The sequence below is a fragment of the Nitrospirota bacterium genome, from assembly GCA_016219645.1.
Classification (GTDB): Bacteria; Nitrospirota; Nitrospiria; order Nitrospirales; family Nitrospiraceae; genus Palsa-1315.
The window spans coordinates 1-15,857 of the sequence record JACRLR010000013.1 but is presented as its reverse complement, the minus strand read 5'-3'; the positions used below and the strand labels follow the sequence as shown (position 1 = coordinate 15,857).

19 protein-coding genes and 1 pseudogene are annotated in these 15,857 nt (G+C 56.2%); 15 read left to right on the top strand and 5 right to left on the bottom strand.

The genetic code is table 11. The features are described 5' to 3' along the window. Window positions 1-271: 271 nt before the first annotated feature. The 4 genes and pseudogenes from HZB34_03545 to HZB34_03530 form a co-directional block, all read right to left on the bottom strand. Complete coding sequence (locus HZB34_03545) at window positions 272-574, bottom strand: hypothetical protein (GenBank protein MBI5315023.1); 303 nt, start codon at window positions 572-574, stop codon at window positions 272-274. Next, complete coding sequence (locus tag HZB34_03540; protein MBI5315022.1) at window positions 571-882, bottom strand: DUF167 domain-containing protein; 312 nt, start codon at window positions 880-882, stop codon at window positions 571-573. Before HZB34_03540 ends, HZB34_03545 begins: the two co-directional genes overlap by 4 nt. 29 nt (window positions 883-911) lie before the next feature. Further along, window positions 912-1,630, bottom strand: a pseudogene (locus HZB34_03535) (CbbQ/NirQ/NorQ/GpvN family protein). A gap of 448 nt (window positions 1,631-2,078) precedes the next feature. Then, entirely contained in the window at window positions 2,079-2,852 is a 774-nt protein-coding gene (locus tag HZB34_03530; protein MBI5315021.1) for a carboxypeptidase regulatory-like domain-containing protein, read from the bottom strand. A gap of 1,035 nt (window positions 2,853-3,887) precedes the next feature. Here HZB34_03530 and HZB34_03525 point away from each other — a divergent pair. The 15 genes from HZB34_03525 (at window position 3,888) to HZB34_03455 (ending at window position 15,564) form a co-directional block, all read left to right on the top strand. Further along, a complete protein-coding gene (locus HZB34_03525) occupies window positions 3,888-5,282 on the top strand; it encodes a PAS domain-containing protein (GenBank protein ID MBI5315020.1) in 1,395 nt (464 codons plus the stop codon). Beyond that, entirely contained in the window at window positions 5,279-6,637 is a 1,359-nt protein-coding gene (locus HZB34_03520) for a sigma-54-dependent Fis family transcriptional regulator (GenBank protein MBI5315019.1), read from the top strand. The genes HZB34_03525 and HZB34_03520 overlap by 4 nt, the downstream gene beginning before the upstream one ends. 360 nt (window positions 6,638-6,997) lie before the next feature. After that, the gene (locus HZB34_03515; GenBank protein ID MBI5315018.1) at window positions 6,998-7,615 is read left to right on the top strand and encodes a hypothetical protein; all 618 of its coding nucleotides are present in this window, start codon (window positions 6,998-7,000) and stop codon (window positions 7,613-7,615) included. Window positions 7,616-7,753: 138 nt separating this feature from the next. Continuing rightward, window positions 7,754-7,999 carry a hypothetical protein gene (locus tag HZB34_03510; GenBank protein MBI5315017.1) on the top strand — a complete coding sequence of 82 codons (246 nt, stop codon included), beginning with the start codon at window positions 7,754-7,756 and terminating at the stop codon, window positions 7,997-7,999. A gap of 81 nt (window positions 8,000-8,080) precedes the next feature. Then, window positions 8,081-8,773: a 2-oxoglutarate:ferredoxin oxidoreductase gene (locus HZB34_03505; GenBank protein MBI5315016.1), complete on the top strand. Its 693-nt coding sequence runs from the start codon at window positions 8,081-8,083 to the stop codon at window positions 8,771-8,773. Between the two features lie 41 nt (window positions 8,774-8,814). Further along, complete coding sequence (locus HZB34_03500) at window positions 8,815-9,105, top strand: hypothetical protein (GenBank protein ID MBI5315015.1); 291 nt, start codon at window positions 8,815-8,817, stop codon at window positions 9,103-9,105. 13 nt (window positions 9,106-9,118) lie between these two features. Further along, on the top strand, window positions 9,119-9,427 hold the full coding sequence (locus HZB34_03495; protein MBI5315014.1) for a hypothetical protein: 309 nt from the start codon (window positions 9,119-9,121) through the stop codon (window positions 9,425-9,427). 141 nt (window positions 9,428-9,568) lie between these two features. Continuing rightward, on the top strand, window positions 9,569-9,847 hold the full coding sequence (locus HZB34_03490) for a hypothetical protein (protein ID MBI5315013.1): 279 nt from the start codon (window positions 9,569-9,571) through the stop codon (window positions 9,845-9,847). A gap of 1 nt (window position 9,848) precedes the next feature. Beyond that, on the top strand, window positions 9,849-11,291 hold the full coding sequence (locus HZB34_03485; GenBank protein ID MBI5315012.1) for a hypothetical protein: 1,443 nt from the start codon (window positions 9,849-9,851) through the stop codon (window positions 11,289-11,291). Between the two features lie 39 nt (window positions 11,292-11,330). Beyond that, window positions 11,331-11,909 (top strand): carbon monoxide dehydrogenase, encoded by a 579-nt coding sequence (locus HZB34_03480; GenBank protein ID MBI5315011.1) that lies wholly within the window; start codon window positions 11,331-11,333, stop codon window positions 11,907-11,909. A 264-nt stretch (window positions 11,910-12,173) separates the two neighbouring features. Then, complete coding sequence (locus tag HZB34_03475; GenBank protein MBI5315010.1) at window positions 12,174-12,326, top strand: hypothetical protein; 153 nt, start codon at window positions 12,174-12,176, stop codon at window positions 12,324-12,326. 75 nt (window positions 12,327-12,401) lie between these two features. Continuing rightward, on the top strand, window positions 12,402-12,578 hold the full coding sequence (locus HZB34_03470) for a hypothetical protein (GenBank protein MBI5315009.1): 177 nt from the start codon (window positions 12,402-12,404) through the stop codon (window positions 12,576-12,578). A gap of 246 nt (window positions 12,579-12,824) precedes the next feature. Beyond that, window positions 12,825-14,120, top strand: a complete 1,296-nt coding sequence (locus HZB34_03465) for an NAD(P)/FAD-dependent oxidoreductase (protein ID MBI5315008.1) — start codon at window positions 12,825-12,827, stop codon at window positions 14,118-14,120. Window positions 14,121-14,311: 191 nt separating this feature from the next. Then, window positions 14,312-14,611 (top strand): transposase, encoded by a 300-nt coding sequence (locus tag HZB34_03460; GenBank protein MBI5315007.1) that lies wholly within the window; start codon window positions 14,312-14,314, stop codon window positions 14,609-14,611. Window positions 14,612-14,643: 32 nt separating this feature from the next. Then, window positions 14,644-15,564, top strand: a complete 921-nt coding sequence (locus HZB34_03455) for an IS3 family transposase (protein MBI5315006.1) — start codon at window positions 14,644-14,646, stop codon at window positions 15,562-15,564. Between the two features lie 91 nt (window positions 15,565-15,655). On the opposite strand, the gene HZB34_03450 is transcribed toward HZB34_03455, so the two are convergent. After that, window positions 15,656-15,857 (bottom strand): hybrid sensor histidine kinase/response regulator (locus HZB34_03450; GenBank protein MBI5315005.1); only part of this gene is annotated, 202 nt, incomplete at its 5' end.

Sequence of the window (15,857 nt, the reverse complement as noted above, 5' to 3'; positions counted from 1 at the left end):
TGCTTTCTAGTCTTTTCTTCACTTCTCACCCTTTGGACGAAATGTCGAGGGTTTTTGAATTCGGCACAGCTTTCTTTGTTTTTACACCTTCCCTTGCAGACCGGATGAGTGGACACTCAACTGCGCGCATTGTCCGAGCACTTCTTTTGCCACTCATTCTTGGCTGGGCGTTGAGGTTGTTTCCTTTGCGCGCATCCAACGAGGGCCTTCCGAGGCCGCGCGTTGGGCGAGCACCGAAACAGCCTCAACGTCCAGCCTCCCCTCCTCCCCCTCACTGCCACCCTGTCACTTCATATCCTTTTTCCTGCAGACATCGATTGATGAAATTAGTGTGCGCGTGGTTGGGCTGAGAAGGACCGACGGCAGCAGAAAATAACCCTGTCAGAAGGCTGCTGCCACTCCTTTCGTCCGCCCCGGCGGATGTCGCCAGCTGTTTACAGGCCTCGATGTCTTGCTCGGCGACTTCTTTTCCCACTGATTGCATATGCGCATTTGGATAAAGCACCGGGCGGGCACCGGAACAGCCAGCCAGCATTATCACCATGAAAACACTGGCTATTGCCATTCTCCTCATATCTTCCCCCTTCCGTTCGATTCTTTTCGCAGCAGTCTGGCTAGCAGTGACTCTGCCGTGACCCCCTTCACAAACAGTCGCTTACGCCGCCCCGTCGCGCCGGCATGCAGCTGCACATTCGCGCGCGGAACAGCACACCGCTCGGCGATGAAGCGAATCAGTTCGTCGTTGGCGGCACCGTCAATCGGGCGCGCTGCCAGACGGATCTTTACCGCATCGCCATGAATGCCGACGCACTCGGTACGTGAAGCCCCGGGTTGGACCTGGACGGTCAAGAGCGCCCCGCGCGCACTGTCCCGTGCGATGATAGGAAGAGACGCCACAGAAATTGAGGAATTCAGAAGATCGCTTTGACGAAGTCGAGTATGGCCCGTTGCATGTCTGAATCGTCGGTGATTGGGCGGGCGACGGCAACATCACACGCTCGTTCTGGCGACACGCCTTGCTTGATCAATGTGCCGGCATACACCAAAAGCCTGGTGCTGACCCCCTCCTCAAGCCCATGGCTTCTGAGGTTGCGGACTTTTTGGCCGAGCTTGACGAGTTTCCCCGCGACGGCTGACTCCACCCCCGCCTCACGCTGGACGACGAGGGTTTCGATATCAGGAGCAGGATAATCAAACTCGATCGCGATAAATCGCTGCTTCGTGCTTTGCTTCAGATCTTTGAGGACACTTTGATAGCCAGGGTTGTAGGAGATCACCAGCATGAACTCGTCGGCGGCTTCCACGATCTGGCCTTTTTTCTCGATCGGGAGCACTCGCCGGTCATCGCTGAGCGGATGGATGATGACGGTGGTGTCCTTCCTGGCTTCCACCACCTCGTCGAGATACACAATGGCCCCATGTTTCACCCCGAGGGTCAAGGGTCCATCCATCCATACGGTATCTTGCCCCTTCAGGAGGTAACTTTCCCGCAGCCGGTCGGCCCCTTCAGCATCACCGGCAGTTTTTTCTCGGCAGCAATGGTGAACAGGCCGATCTCCCCACAGACCTCCGCATAAAACGGTTCCTGCCGAATGCGATACTGCGCGACATCGACTTCCCGTGCTTGCAGCGTCACTCATCACCCCTGGTCTATAAAACCGCTTCGGCCTGACAGCACTGCCTGCTCCGCAGCCGCCACAATAAACGGAACAAAGACTGAAGATCAAGCAAAGGGAACCGAGTCAGGGCACGTAAAGAGCGCCGTAAACCCTCCTCCGAAGAGGGCTATTCGCCTGAAACCCATTTACACACTACACTACACATGTCTTGACGCGGGCTAAACACACCACTCTCCTGGCAGGGTGATGTGGTGAACACCACATCTTCTTCCTCGGTCGCAACGAAGGACGAGGTATCCGCGTTAAAGTGCCAGTTTGAGCAAAAGCGACGTGAATGTCAGCGATCAATACCATGCGGGAAACCTTCCAGCCGCACGAGATCAGAACATCGGTTGGTCCTCCCAAGCCGAAGTCGAAGCACTCATGGGCTGCTCCGTGATGGCAAACATTCCATGCTCATCACTTGTCTTCAAACAGGAAATCGAGCGACACCGTCTCATTCGGTTTCACCGTAATCTTCCGCGCTTGATTCCCCAAAGTCGGATGCCACGCCTTGATCTGGTACGTACCGGCGGGAAGATCGCTGATGGCAAACGAACCGGTAAAGTCCGTCACGGCATAGTAGGGATTGTCGATCGCATAGCCCCAATTCTGCATGTAGGGATGCATGCCGCACTGCATGGTAAACACTTTCCGCCCTTTGACCAACTGCACGATATCGGTGGTCCCGCTTGCTTTCAGCGCAGGGCGATGGAGGACGATATCGACCCCTGCAAGGTCATAGGCATACCCCTGAATGTCGTGTGCGACCGGATCTCGATTGACCACGGTGACTCGACGCTTGTCGCTGACGACGGTGACAAACGGCAGGAACCGACACATAGTCGCTTCCACTTCAGCCTCGGTGAAGGTAAACGGCTTTCCTTTCTGAATGTCCTCCACAACTATCACCACATCTTTGAGCCCACCGTCCGGGGCGATATTAACTTCCTTCAGGAGACGATGTCCGTTTCCATCCGACAGCTCCCCACAGAATGCGCGATCTGGGTAGCGATGCAGCTTAAATTCTTTCGGCTCCGGTACTGATCCCATGAACGTGATCTTACCCCGCACTGTACCACCATCTGTAACAGTTCCCGACTCATACGCCTCGGCTTCGGCGCACAGTCCAACGCTCAGTATCGCTGATGCAAAGACAGTCACCCACAGTCCTGCCAAAATCGTTTTTCTCATGTCCCCTCCGATTCTTATGATTGCTGTTGCACACCTGCCGACGGATCGGCCTTATCCGATCCCTAACCGGCTTATGAGATCTCAAGGGCAACTTGTATGCCTCGTTAAGCCAACAAGACATATGCTGGATTTTTATACGCTTAAGAGCCTGTCCGACATTGCCAAAATGGCCTTATTTTAGGGGTGCCTGAACCATTCATCACGTGACGATCGTTGATCCTGATCCAAATGCGTGCGTCGGATTTTTCGTGATTCCTAATGTCTGACAAACTCCTAGTCATGTCAGAATTTCAAAATTTTGATCGAAGATTCGACCTCAACCGCGAACAGCTCAGTGCAAACCTTGCACCGTTTCCATCGGAGTATGCTCTCGGCTTTAGAATCTCCCAATCTAGTCTCATATGATTTCCGGTAACCCCTCTGAAAGCTCTTCTTATCCGCACGAGGCATACGAATTGCTCTGGCCTCTTGTCAGGCGATGAACTCGTGAGGACCTTGGTTGTGTCTAACAACGCATGATCCCCCCGACAAGTCGGCCGATGTTCGAGGTGAATAGAATAAAGGGGGGGTACTCCACGTGAATGATTCTTCGAGTCAGTTGACCGAATCCCAGACAAAAGCCCTAAAATATTGCGATCGGTGCGCCCGCCGCTCCGCGGCACTTTTTTATGACGACCTCACGTGGAAAGAGCTCTGTCAGGAGTGCTGCGACCGGTTGAATCGCAAGCGCACAATCGCTTCCAGTCCGGCGAAACCGAAGATGTAAGGGTATGCTCATGCCCTTCCTCGCTGATCGTCCATGGAAGCTTGTGCGCGGGACGCCCGCCAGAAGACAGATCATTCGGCGGTGTGCGTGTTTCCAATGGAGCCTCGGACCGAAACCGTTGTTTTGAGTGCCCCCACAAGTGAAGCGCCCATGTGTACGGCGTCGTTCCGCAAAGTTCCTCGCTGCCCCCCTCTTTCGCAGGCAGAACGTTAACTGTATCGCATGCGCCTCGCGTGATAGCATAGGAGCGTAGCATTTCGAGTTGCGCCATGTTTAGGCCTATTCCAAAAGTCACGCTGTTTCGACGCATTCCATACCGTCTCATTACCTCTGTCGTACTTATTCTCGCGTTGGTCGTGGCCGTCATTCTCTTAGTGAGCTTGGAACAGGAGAAGCTCCTGCTCCAAGGGTTCACGCAAAGGCAAACGGTCCCCACGGAGGTGTTTCAGACCCTCTGGCAATCTCGGCATGACTTGATCGTAATCACCCTTCTTGTGTTGTTAATCAGCGTCATCGGGATTGCGGCAGTCATCACCTTTCTGCACTACGACAGCACCAGACGGACCCTCGAAGAAGTCAAAAGTCTGGCCAGAAATATCCTTGAGAGTATCCCGACCGGCGTGCTCACCATTAATCGCAATGGCCAGGTCACCGCCGTCAATCCCTCTGCCGTGGCGACATTGAAACGGTCGACGGAAGAATTACTCGGCCAATCCTATGAACAGATATTTCCCCAAGGAGATGTGATTCGCATCGTGCTCGATGAAGCACTGCATAACGACTGCCATGTGGATCATTATGATATGCCGTATCGCGCCGGCGGCGAGACTCGTACGATACGCCTCACCACTGCGAACCTGACGGGAGACGAGGGAAGGCCAGTCGGCGTCATTGCGCTGCTGAAAGATGTCACGGAGCTGCTGGGCCTGGAGCGGCGCGGGCGGATCGCGGACAAACTCGCGGCGCTGCATACCCTGTCGGCTGGGGTGGCGCATGAGTTGCGCAACCCGTTGAGCGCGATAGACTTGAATCTGCATCTCCTTGAAGAAGACCTCAAGGAGATGGGAATGCTGGCAACGCAGAGCGCACGATACCTCCACGTCTTGAATGCGGAATGCCGCCGTCTCTCGGTCATTCTGGACAACTTTATGAAATTCGCTCGTCCAGGCTCCGTTAGCCTGCATGAGGTGGATGTGAAGGCGCTGATCGATCACATCCTGGCCCTGATGCAGTTCGAAGCAGCAGAGCGCAAGATTCGACTTGAACAGGTTGCCGAGGAAGAATTGCCGCCTGTGGTGGGCGACGAGACCCACATCAGCCAGGTGTTGGTGAACATCATCGTCAATTCGTTTCATGCCATGCCGAGTGGCGGACTCTGCCAAGTTACCACGGCGCAGCGGAAGACTGACGGGAAGCCTTGGGTAGAGATCACCGTGAAGGATGACGGCGTCGGGATCACGAAGGAGGAGATCTCCCATCTGTTCGAGCCCTTCTATACAACCAAGTCGAGCGGTACCGGGCTTGGTCTCGCCATTGCATACCGAATCATGCAGGATCATGGCGGAACCATTCAGGTGTCGAGTCTACCCGGGAGCGGAACGACGGTGGTGACACAATTCCCCGTGGCGGTTGATCAACCTCAAAAGGCTGTAATGGAATCATGACGCGAGCCGTCCATATTCTCGTTGTCGACGATGAGGTGAATATTCGCAACGCGCTGGTGACCCTCCTGGAAAGGAAGGGATATCGGGCCCAAGGCGTGGCAACGGCTGAAGAAGGGTTGGATCTGCTTGAAACGACCGAGATGGATCTGGCGATTACCGACTTGCGCATGCCGGGAATCGGCGGGATGGAATTTCTGCGGAGGCTGCGAACAAAATGGCCCGGCACAGAAGTGGTAGTTATGACGGCCTATGGATCCATCGAAACCGCCGTGGAAGCGATGCGTGCTGGAGCCTACGATTATCTCACCAAGCCCATCGATCGCGAGCGGTTCTCCATTCTTGTGGAGAAAGCGCTCGAGCGACACCGTCTTGCCATCGAAAACCAGCAGCTCCGGGATCGACTCGAAACGAGAACGCGTTTCGAGCAAATGGTCGGCGACAGCGAACCGATGCAGCACGTATATCATCTCGTAGAGATGGTGGCGGCAAGCGACGTGACCGTGTTGCTCACTGGCGAAAGTGGAACCGGGAAGGAACTCGTCGCCCGAGCGATCCATCACAAAAGCCCGAGGGCCGATGGGCCGTCTATTACCCTGAATTGCGGGGCATTACCTGATGCTCTCTTCGAGAGCGAGTTGTTCGGCTATGAGAAAGGCGCCTTCACCGGCGCGATGACGACCAAGGCCGGACGGTTCGAGCTGGCCGACGGCGGCACGTTGTTGCTAGATGAAGTTGGTGAACTCTCGCTGAAATCTCAAGTCGATTTTTTGCGCGTGCTGGAAACCAAGGAGTTCAGGCGTCTGGGTGGAACCAAGCTGATTACGGTCGATGCCCGCATCATCGCGGCCACCAATCGCAATCTTGAGGAAGCGGTCAAGCAAGGCGCTTTTCGCGAGGATCTCTTTTATCGACTCAATGTCGTCCCCATTAAAGTACCGCCGCTGCGCGAGCGCGGAGACGACATTCCCCTCCTCGTTGAGACTTTCCTACCAGAATTTTGCGCACAGCATCACCGAGCGCCAAAGGACGTCTCGAGGGAAGCCATGCGGTTATTACGGCTGTACGCCTGGCCGGGAAATATCCGGCAACTCCGCAATCTCCTCGAACGACTGGTCGTGACCGTAGGCGAGGAGATGATCCTGCCCCAACATTTGCCGGAGGAAATTCAGGCCAGCCGGGAAGATGTTCGGACCATGGTCGTCACCCTCGGAAATTCTTTGGAAGAAATTGAGAAAGAAGTGATCCGACGGACGCTTATCGAAGTCACCAACCACCGCGAGAAAGCCGCCAAGTTGCTCGGTATCAGCCTGCGATCCCTCCAGTACAAGATCAAAGAATACGGGATCCGCGAGTAAGGATTCTCCAAACCGCCCATCTATCACATAACATCAAGCCTTCTCATCACATCTCCTCCTTGATCTGCAATTCCTGCATATGTGCGATCAATTGCATAAAGACATAACTGCGCGATCTGCCAAGAGACATCCGAGTTTGAACTGTCTGATAAAGAAAGCCTGCATGCAGATTTTGCAGATGACCGACTCCCTTATCCTCTGGTCATGACCTCCGCTTTCCTCGATCTCCGAGGTTCCCGTTGTAAACACACAATAAATCTACTGCTTTGTCCGTTCACTTCTTGCGGCACCCAGTATGCAAGGATTCGCTTTCAGGAACAGGAACCAATCAGTCAGAAGTAACACAAGGCGGAAGAGAACATGATTGTTGTGTCACAGATCGCAAGAACTGGAGTCGTCCTCATCCTCCTATTGATGTACGGCTGTGCGCGACCGCCTGCCCAGCAACTTGAGGCAGCTCAAAAAGCGGTCGACGATGCCAAAACTGCGGGGGCGGAGGCCTATGCGAAGGACGATTGGATGAAATTGGAGCAGGAGTTCGCCCTGGCCAAGGATGAGTTAGTCAAGCAAGAAACGGCCTTCTCGATTTTCAAATTGTATGACGACGTGGGCGAAATGCTGAGCACGGTAGTTGAGTATGGGGGGCGCGTGGCAGCCAAGGCGTCGCAAAACAAGGAAGCGGCGAAGACAGCAGCTCTCGCGATGGAACAAGAGGCTCTGCGGGCCGTGGTGTCTGCCAAGAGACTAATGGCCAGAGCCCTGAGTGGGAAAGAAGGAGATGCGGGAGAAGCGATCAAACAGCAGGTTACAGCATTAGAAGCGGGTTTCGTTGTGATACATGGGCTCATCGAGAACGGTGACTATCTCGCGGCGGAGATGCGAGCCAGGGCATTGAAGGAGAAAGGGGGTGCAGTTTCCGGAGAGATTCGAAGCGCTATCGAGAAGGCTACAGGGAGAAAGCCAAAAGCCCATGCGTAACGGAGTACAAGGATCTTTTAAAAGTCTAGCCACGGAGTTAGCGTTTTCCATGCCGAACGTTTCGATCACGGTGAGGGCGCTCGTTGTCTTGCGCATGGAGATGACTTTTGAAACTGGTTTCTTGGGGCGGCCAGAGCCATGTTGACGATTCGTGAGCAGCAGATCGGGTTGTTGAAGGTGATTGAGTATCTGGCGGCAATTATTTTCGTGGCCGGAGCCCTGGCTTGGGGCTGGTATTTGACTCTTTTACTTTGGCTCATCCTGGTACTCCTTCCCTATGCCGTGTTGCGGGTCATGCGAAATTTTGAACAAGAGAATGATCTGTCTCGTCATCCTCGCCAGACCATTGCAAAGGAGAAACAAGAACAGATCTTAGGACGGTAGAGCCAGGGCATTGTAGTAACCACGCTGTCGATCCTCCAGATATCCAAACGACCGTGGCACTTGAGCAGAAAGGAGCTTCGTATGAGTCCGTTGAATGCAGCACAGCGTGAGCGAGTGATCGATGTCGGTCCGGCGGGATTCCATCCGCCGTCGGCGATGGAATTGGGAGTAACACATCCTGACTCTGGATTCGGGTTGAGCTATGGCTGGCACGCGCCGGCAGATGAGGTCATCGCCGAATCGGCGCGGCAACTGTATACGCGAAAGAATCCCACGATCTTCCCGGGTCCCTTGTATCTCTGGGCCTGGAATCCCGACTGGATCGCCAAAGGACAGGCCCTGCTGCGGCTCGCCGCCGAAATCCCGAACGTGATGATCATTCCGATGCCGGACTATCGGCCTAAGTATCCCAAGATCGATCCGGAGGAAGGGATCAATCCCAATCATCCGAATCTCACGATCTGGCACAACAAGATCGAGGTCGCTCTGTTCATTGGGATTCATTGCCACTATGCCAATCTGGCCCTGCGCATGGTACGGGCCGGAACGAACTGTCTCACGATCGCGTTCTGCCACGACATCCATGAAGACGCGATGCTCAGCGTGCAGGATCTCGATGTGACTTACATGGATCACGTCATCGAGATTTTCCGAGCCGTGCGCAAAGATCTGGGCGTCGAGATGCCGACAGACGGGAAAACCGTTCGATTGACCGGCACGCAGATACGCGCCAACCACGGGGTGGAGTGCGTGAATCCGTTTCCGAGTGCCTGAGCGGAGAGGCGAGAAGGAACGGACAGAAGAGGAGCCAAAGGATGCCGGGACCGCAGAATAACTCACTTAGGCCGCCACTCGGGGCAGACCAGTCTGGGAGCGAGGACTGGCTTGCGCGGCTCATACGTCTTCAGGACGCACTGACCCTGTGTCCCACGGATATCACTTCACGCTGTGAGTTGGCGGCGTTGCTCGAAGCACTGGGGCAGCCGGAGGAAGCACTCGTCAATTGGAAAGCGGTCTTGAACACCGATTCCAACAGTCTCAAGGCGCGAGAGGGAATGGCGCGTTGTCACCGGCAGGTGGGACGGCCACTTCAATCCAGCCTGTGAAAGGAGAACGGTGATGCCGGCGATCCGGGACCTAGTCGATCGAGTCGACGCCAGCGCCTGTTGTGTCCAGATCAAGGTCGTCCTGCCGGGACGAACGACCGTTCGCATGCGCGCCCTCGTAGGCGAACACACACGTATCGCTCGAGGGATTGCACAAAACGAACTGTCCAACCTGTATGAGGGGGATTGTGTGGAAATTGCGTATCGCCATGGGCGCGAGGGATTCATCGCGGACGAGACGATCTCCATCCGACCGGATCGTGCCGTCCGGCAGCTTCAGAGCGTCAGAGTGCCCCCGTGCTCAGGCTTCGCGAGGAGTTGAGATGATCACCGTATCACCCTGAGGAGGTCTTCCATGGCGACGAGACGAAAGGCAACGGCGAAAACATCCAAACGAACAACAGCCGGCAAGAAGCAGATGAAGGGGAAAAAGAAATAGCCAGCCGAGAGGAGATGTCTCACGATGTCAGGACATGCCGATATCGTTGCGGTGCAATATCCAAGGGGCGCCACCGCCCTGGTATGGGTCGATTTGAGCACCGGGCGGGTGATGACCAACCATGCGGGGTTGCAGATGACGTTACGCCGAGGAGTGAAGAACTGGGCCGGTCATGTCGTCCATCCGCGTGACGGAGCTGTCTTTCTCTCCGCCGTCTACGACCACTTTTTCCTCAGCGGGTATCCAGTCCACTGGCTTGGCGTCTCAGGGTTGACAGAAGTGAAAAACACCTATCGTGTATAGGATGAACGGGATCGACATGGCTCCCTTCACCGCATGGCTCCCGGCTCGACCCAATCAAGACATGGATCTCATCATCAAGATCGTGGGGCCTGCCGCATCAGCGCTCGTGAAGGACTGGGAGGTCATCGCCCAATCACTCATCCGGAAAGGTCTCTCGGTTACGACACAGAGTGGCCGGATCGATGGCGATCGTGGCACATTCGTGCTCACGATTCGTCTGGCCACCCAACCCTTCTACTCCATGGGATCCGGATGCGACGTACTGGTCGATCTCACCGAGACGGATCCGGAGTGGCGACGTATGGGGCTTCAACGGGGAAGCGTGCTGATCTGGGAACCTTCTCCTGATAATCGGACGCATTTCTTTCTGCACCAAGGCGTGGTGGCGTATCCGATTCCCCTTACTGAGCTGACTCGCAGCCATGGCGAGAGGTTTCACGGAAAGGCCTTTGCTGCATTAGGAGTACTCCTCCATCTGCTCGGTGTATCAGAATCCACGCTCTGTCGGTGGACGCCTTCACTTTCTGCGCCCCGATCGTTTACAGCTGGACATAATTATGCGCGGCAGTCTGTCGAGAAGCGCGATGTCTATGCCCTTCCATCGCGATCGGCCGCTCCCCAGCATGGCATGCTGCTCAGTGCGGAGAAGGCGATCTTGTTGGGCTATGTGGAGAGCGCCTGCGAAGATCGGAGCGCTTGCGCGACCGAACTCATGACCACACCCTGGCATTGGGTCGCCCAACATCTCGCCCGTGCTCAATCGATGGTGTCGGTGATGGAAAGCGATTGGCACCCAGGTGTGCAGGCCTATCGAGGGCCACAGGGAACGGTTATGGCGCTTTCCCGAGCGGACGCATCTGCAATTGGCTCCTGCCTCAATGGTTTCAACGCATCTCACGTCTTCGTCGCTTCGGATATTGCAGATGCGATGAGACTGACGATCCTGGGGCAAGATCTCATTCGTACCGGAGTCAGCAACGGAGTCGGGATTTTAATCGAAGAGGCCCTCGCCATCCGGCAGCAGACGGTGGAGATTCGTTCGTTGGTCGACATGATTCACCAGCGACGTTCGACCGACAGCGTTGCAGGTAACGGAATCCTCGCGCTATGCGAGCGAGATGGAGAGAGCAAAGCAGACGTGGGCTATGTCGCCTGGGGGGCGGCGCAGGGCGTGGTGCGTGACGCGGTGGCGCTTTGCCGGAGTTTCGGCCTTCGTGTGGCGGGATTCTATCCCAATCTGGTCGTGCCGTTTCAGCACGAGACCATGGAGTCATTCGTGAAAACCGTCGATCGGGTTGTCCTCGTCGAATCTGATCCGGCTCTGGGTTATTGGGACAGGCTGCGAGCGAGCTTCTCCTTCGACTATTCGCTGCTCACGCCACCGCTGGGTCAGTCGCTCACGCCGATGGATATTTTCCTCAGAGAGGGGTTGGGGACCGAGTGACATCATGTTGCATCCACATCTTGGAAAGGAGTCAGCGAAATGAAACCGTATGAAATGATACTGGGGCCGGAAGGCTATCTGCCGCCATCCGTCTCGGAACGAGGCGTCGTGGGCCCATCGAAAGGTGAGGGGCTCGTCATGGGGAAACGGGTCCCTGAACAACAAGCCATCGACGAGGCAGCGCGTCGGTTGCTTGCAGCCAAGAACCCGACGATCTTCCCTGGACCGTTGGTCCTCTGGGCCTGGAACGAACGGGCCGTCCGCGAGTCCGAGGTGGTACGGGCGTTGGCCGAAGCCGTTCCCGCCAAGCTCATTCCGATGGCCGATTATCGCCCGAAGTATCCGAAGATCATCCCGGAGCAGGAGATCAATCCGAACCACCCCAATCTGACGATTTGGAAAAACCAGATCGACGTGTGTCTCTTTGTCGGCGTGCACTGCCATCAATCCAATATCGCGCTGAAGATCATCCGTGGGGGAAGCGACTGCTTGACGATTGCCTTATGCACATTCAGCGGAGACGATGAAGCCCACATCACGATCAGAGATTTAACGGCCGACACGATTCAACGCATCGTCGATTCGGTCCACCGGCAGAAGCGACAACGGCCTTCGTAGATACCGAGAGCTCCAGATAGTCTCAACACTCATGACACGAGGTCTTGCGACGCAAAGCGTTGTATTTTTTGCACTGATCGGGGTAGCGACCGGGACGGGCTCGGTCGCCTGATCCCATGACGAAGCGCATGCCAGGGATAGTGGACGAGTAGTGGGAACGGTCGCGCTCGATGGCCAGGTCCCAAAACCAAACGGATATACCTCACAACGTTACCCGACCCGTTCTCTTGTGGCCGTATTTCCGATGGACAAGGTTGGTGCATCTTGCAGCCGTTCAATATCGGGCCGGTGAGCGAGTTTCGCGAAGCGGTGGTCTACCTTGAGGGGATCGACAAGGGTAAACCCTTCAAAGAAGGGAGTGCTCCGCAGATTGAAGCAAAAGACTGTCTCTTTCTCCCGTTCACGACGGTGGGATGAAATGGCCAATCGGAGACGGTCGTCAACATGGAGTGAGCATTAAAAGACGCGCACAAGCAAACGCCCGATCCAAAAATCGACATTTCGCAAGGGGACTGTGCAATCAACTGCAGCCTGTTCAAAGGCAGCTACGCGGTCACGGGTCCAGTTGATCGCCATATTCTCGTCGATATCCAAGTCCCTGGTTGCCCGCCGAGTCCAGCGGAAATTCTTGAAGCTCTGTCGGAGTTGCGCAAGCCAACGGTATTATGAGGCATAACAGCAGGGAGCCCATGACGCAGTCGATGAGTTCATGGGCGAAAAGATCTAGCAGATGCTACGGGCATCGAGATTGTCGAGACGGAAGGTCCCGGACGTCATTGCAATAGACGATTTCTGCGGGCGAGAGACTTCTTGTTATACTTTTCAAAGGGAAATGACAAGCGTTTGCAGGCGCTCATATCGAACGGGCTCCTCGTGTCATACGCCCCGGACCATATCCGTGTTCGGTAAGGATTCATGTTGAACGGTAAGCCACGCGTATTGATTCTGGGTGGTGGGTTCGGGGGAATGTATGCCGCGTTGGAATTCGATCGCGCACTGGGGCGAGGAGCCGCCTTGGACGTCACCCTGGTCAACCACGACAACTTTTTCCTCTTCACCCCGATGCTCCATGAAGTCGCCGCGAGCGATCTCGATAGCACCAACATCGTCAGCCCGATCCGCAAGCTGTTGCGCCGCGTGGCGTTCTTTCATGGCGAGATCGAAGCCATCGATCTCGTGCAGAAACGAGTCGGCCTGTCGCATGGGCACGAGCAACATTGCCATTCGCTGCCGTACGACCACCTGGTGCTGGCCCTCGGGTCCACCACGAACTTCTTTGATATCCCGGGCTTAGCCGACCGGGCCTTCACCATGAAATCACTGAGTGACGCGATGGCGCTGCGCAACCACCTCATCGCGAACCTGGAAGAGGCCGACTTTGAGTGTGGGGGGGCGCCCCGTCCGTCCTTACTGAATTTCGTCGTGGCCGGAGGCGGCTTCGCCGGCGTCGAAACCATTGCGGCCATGAATGACTTTCTGCGGGAGGCGGTGCAGTTCTTCCCGCATCTGCGGGAAGAGAGGCTGCGGATCATTCTGGTCAGTTCTGGGCGGGTTATTTTGCCGGAACTGGGGGAAAAGCTCGGCAGGTACGCGCAACGCAAACTTGCTGAACAGAAGGTGGAAATCCGCTTGAACTGTAAAGTGACCGCCGTAAAGGACCAGGATGTCACCCTCAGCGATGGGACGACGATTACCACGAATACGCTGGTGTGGACTGCCGGGATCAGCCCGCACGCCTTGTTGAACACCCTCCCATGCGAGAAAGCCAAAGGCCGTGTCCTCGTCAACGAGTACCTGGAAGTTGCCGGCTGGCCTGGCGTTTGGGCTTTGGGCGACTGTGCGCTCGTGCCGGATCGTAAGACCGGAGCATTCCATCCTCCGACCGCGCAACACGCGCTGCGTGAAGGCCAGATCGCGGCGCAGAATATCCTGGCCACCGTGCGAAGGGGGTGGAAGAAACCGTTTGTGTACTCCACGATCGGGCTCCTGGCCCCTATTGGAAAACGAACCGGCGTCGCGAACATTCTAGGGGTGAATTTTTCCGGCTTCATCGCCTGGTGGTTGTGGCGGACGATCTACTTACTGAAACTCCCGCGCTTTGAAAAGAAGATCCTCGTGGCCCTGGACTGGACGCTGGATGTGCTTTTTTCGAAGGATCTGGTCCACTTCCGCACGACGCGCCCCCGTACCCCACCGCCGGCGGAAAAATAATCAGAAAATACGCCGGTCTAGATTAGTCAGCGCTCACTTAATGCCAGCGCAGCAAGCGAATGAACGGTAAAACAAGCTCATTTGGACTGACCCCCTAGATTGAGACACGGTGAATTGGCACACTTGGCACCAGAAGGGGGTGGCAGGTGGCGAAGAAACGCGTGGGAAAATTTCCAAAGGCTTTTCGGCAGATGGCCGTCGATCGGCTGACGCAGTGCGACAACATCGTAGAACTGGCGAAGGAGCTCGGCATCAGTCGGCGGCTGTTGTATACGTGGCGCGAGAAGCTTGAGCCGCGGGAGAGCATCGGACCACCTGCGAATTCACGTGAGGCCACTCTCCGGAAAGCGGTCAGCCAACTCAAGCGGGTGTTGGCTGAGAAGGTGCTGGAAGTAGATTTTTTCAAAGGGGCCTTGCACAGCGTCGAGGCGCGACGCCAGCGGAACGGCACAGCTGGCGCGCAGGCATCTACGCCCACATCCGGGACGTGATGTCGAGGCAAGGCTCATTGAGTATCGAGCGGATGTGTGATCTAGCACAGGTCAGCCGGGCGGGGTTCTATCGGTCGTTGCAGGCGAACCAACCCATAGAGGAAGAGATGGCGGTGCGGACGGCCATTCAGGGGATCGCGGTCGAACATCGGCGTCGATATGGGTATCGGCGCATCACGGCAGAACTCCGTCGACGAGGGATGCGGGTGAACCATAAACGGGTGGCGCGGCTCATGCGGGAAGACAACTTGCTTGCCGTGCAGCCGCGGGCCTTCGTGGTCACGACCGATGCGCAGCATGACTTGGAGGTGTATCTGAATCTCGCCAGTCGCCTGACGTTGACCGGGATCAATCAACTCTGGGTGGCGGACATCACCTACATTCGGCTGAAGGGCGAGTTCGTCTACTTGGCGGTGATGCTCGATGCGCATTCACGCAAGGTCGTGGGCTGGGCGGTGGACCGCACGCTGGCCGCTCGGTTACCGATCGCGGCCCTGACGCACGCCCTCGCGGAGCGACACCCGCCGCCTGGGTTGGTCCATCATTCTGATCGCGGCGTCCAGTATGCCTCCGAAGCATACGTGACCCTGCTGCGAGCGCACCACATGCTCCCGAGCATGAGCCGACCGGCCAACCCCTATGACAACGCCAGTTGTGAGAGCTTCATGAAGACGCTCAAGCAGGAGGAGGTCTACGCCAATACCTATCGAGATCTCGACCACCTGCGTGCGAACATTGCCGCATTCATCGAGCAGTACTACAATCGCGTCCGGTTGCATTCGGCGTTGGGCTACCATTCACCGGAAGAGTTCGAGGACGCAGCGAGTTCGACGACCCCTGTGACCGGAGCCACCATGCGGTGTTTCAGGCCTCGAGCACTTGCTCGAGCTGCCTCATCAGCGGGGGATCAGGCTGCAGCAACAGAAGCGGAGGTGAGGAGCACCATTCAATAAACCACCAAGTGCGCTCATTTCTGTGTCTCACCGGAGGGGTTCACCCCACATTATTGTGCTCGTTTTGTATTCATCGCCATCTCCTACTATCCTACGCTACCTTCTTCCCATCAAGCACTTCACGCACTCTTTGGGTCAATACATGAGGCGTGAACGGTTTCTGGAGAAAGGCCGTGTCCCGTTTGACCCCGCCCTGTTCGAACACCGGATGATCGGGGTAGCCGGACATGTACAAGACCTTGATCTCGGGTCGCACAACCGTCAGTTTCTCTGCGACCTCCGGCCCGCTCATT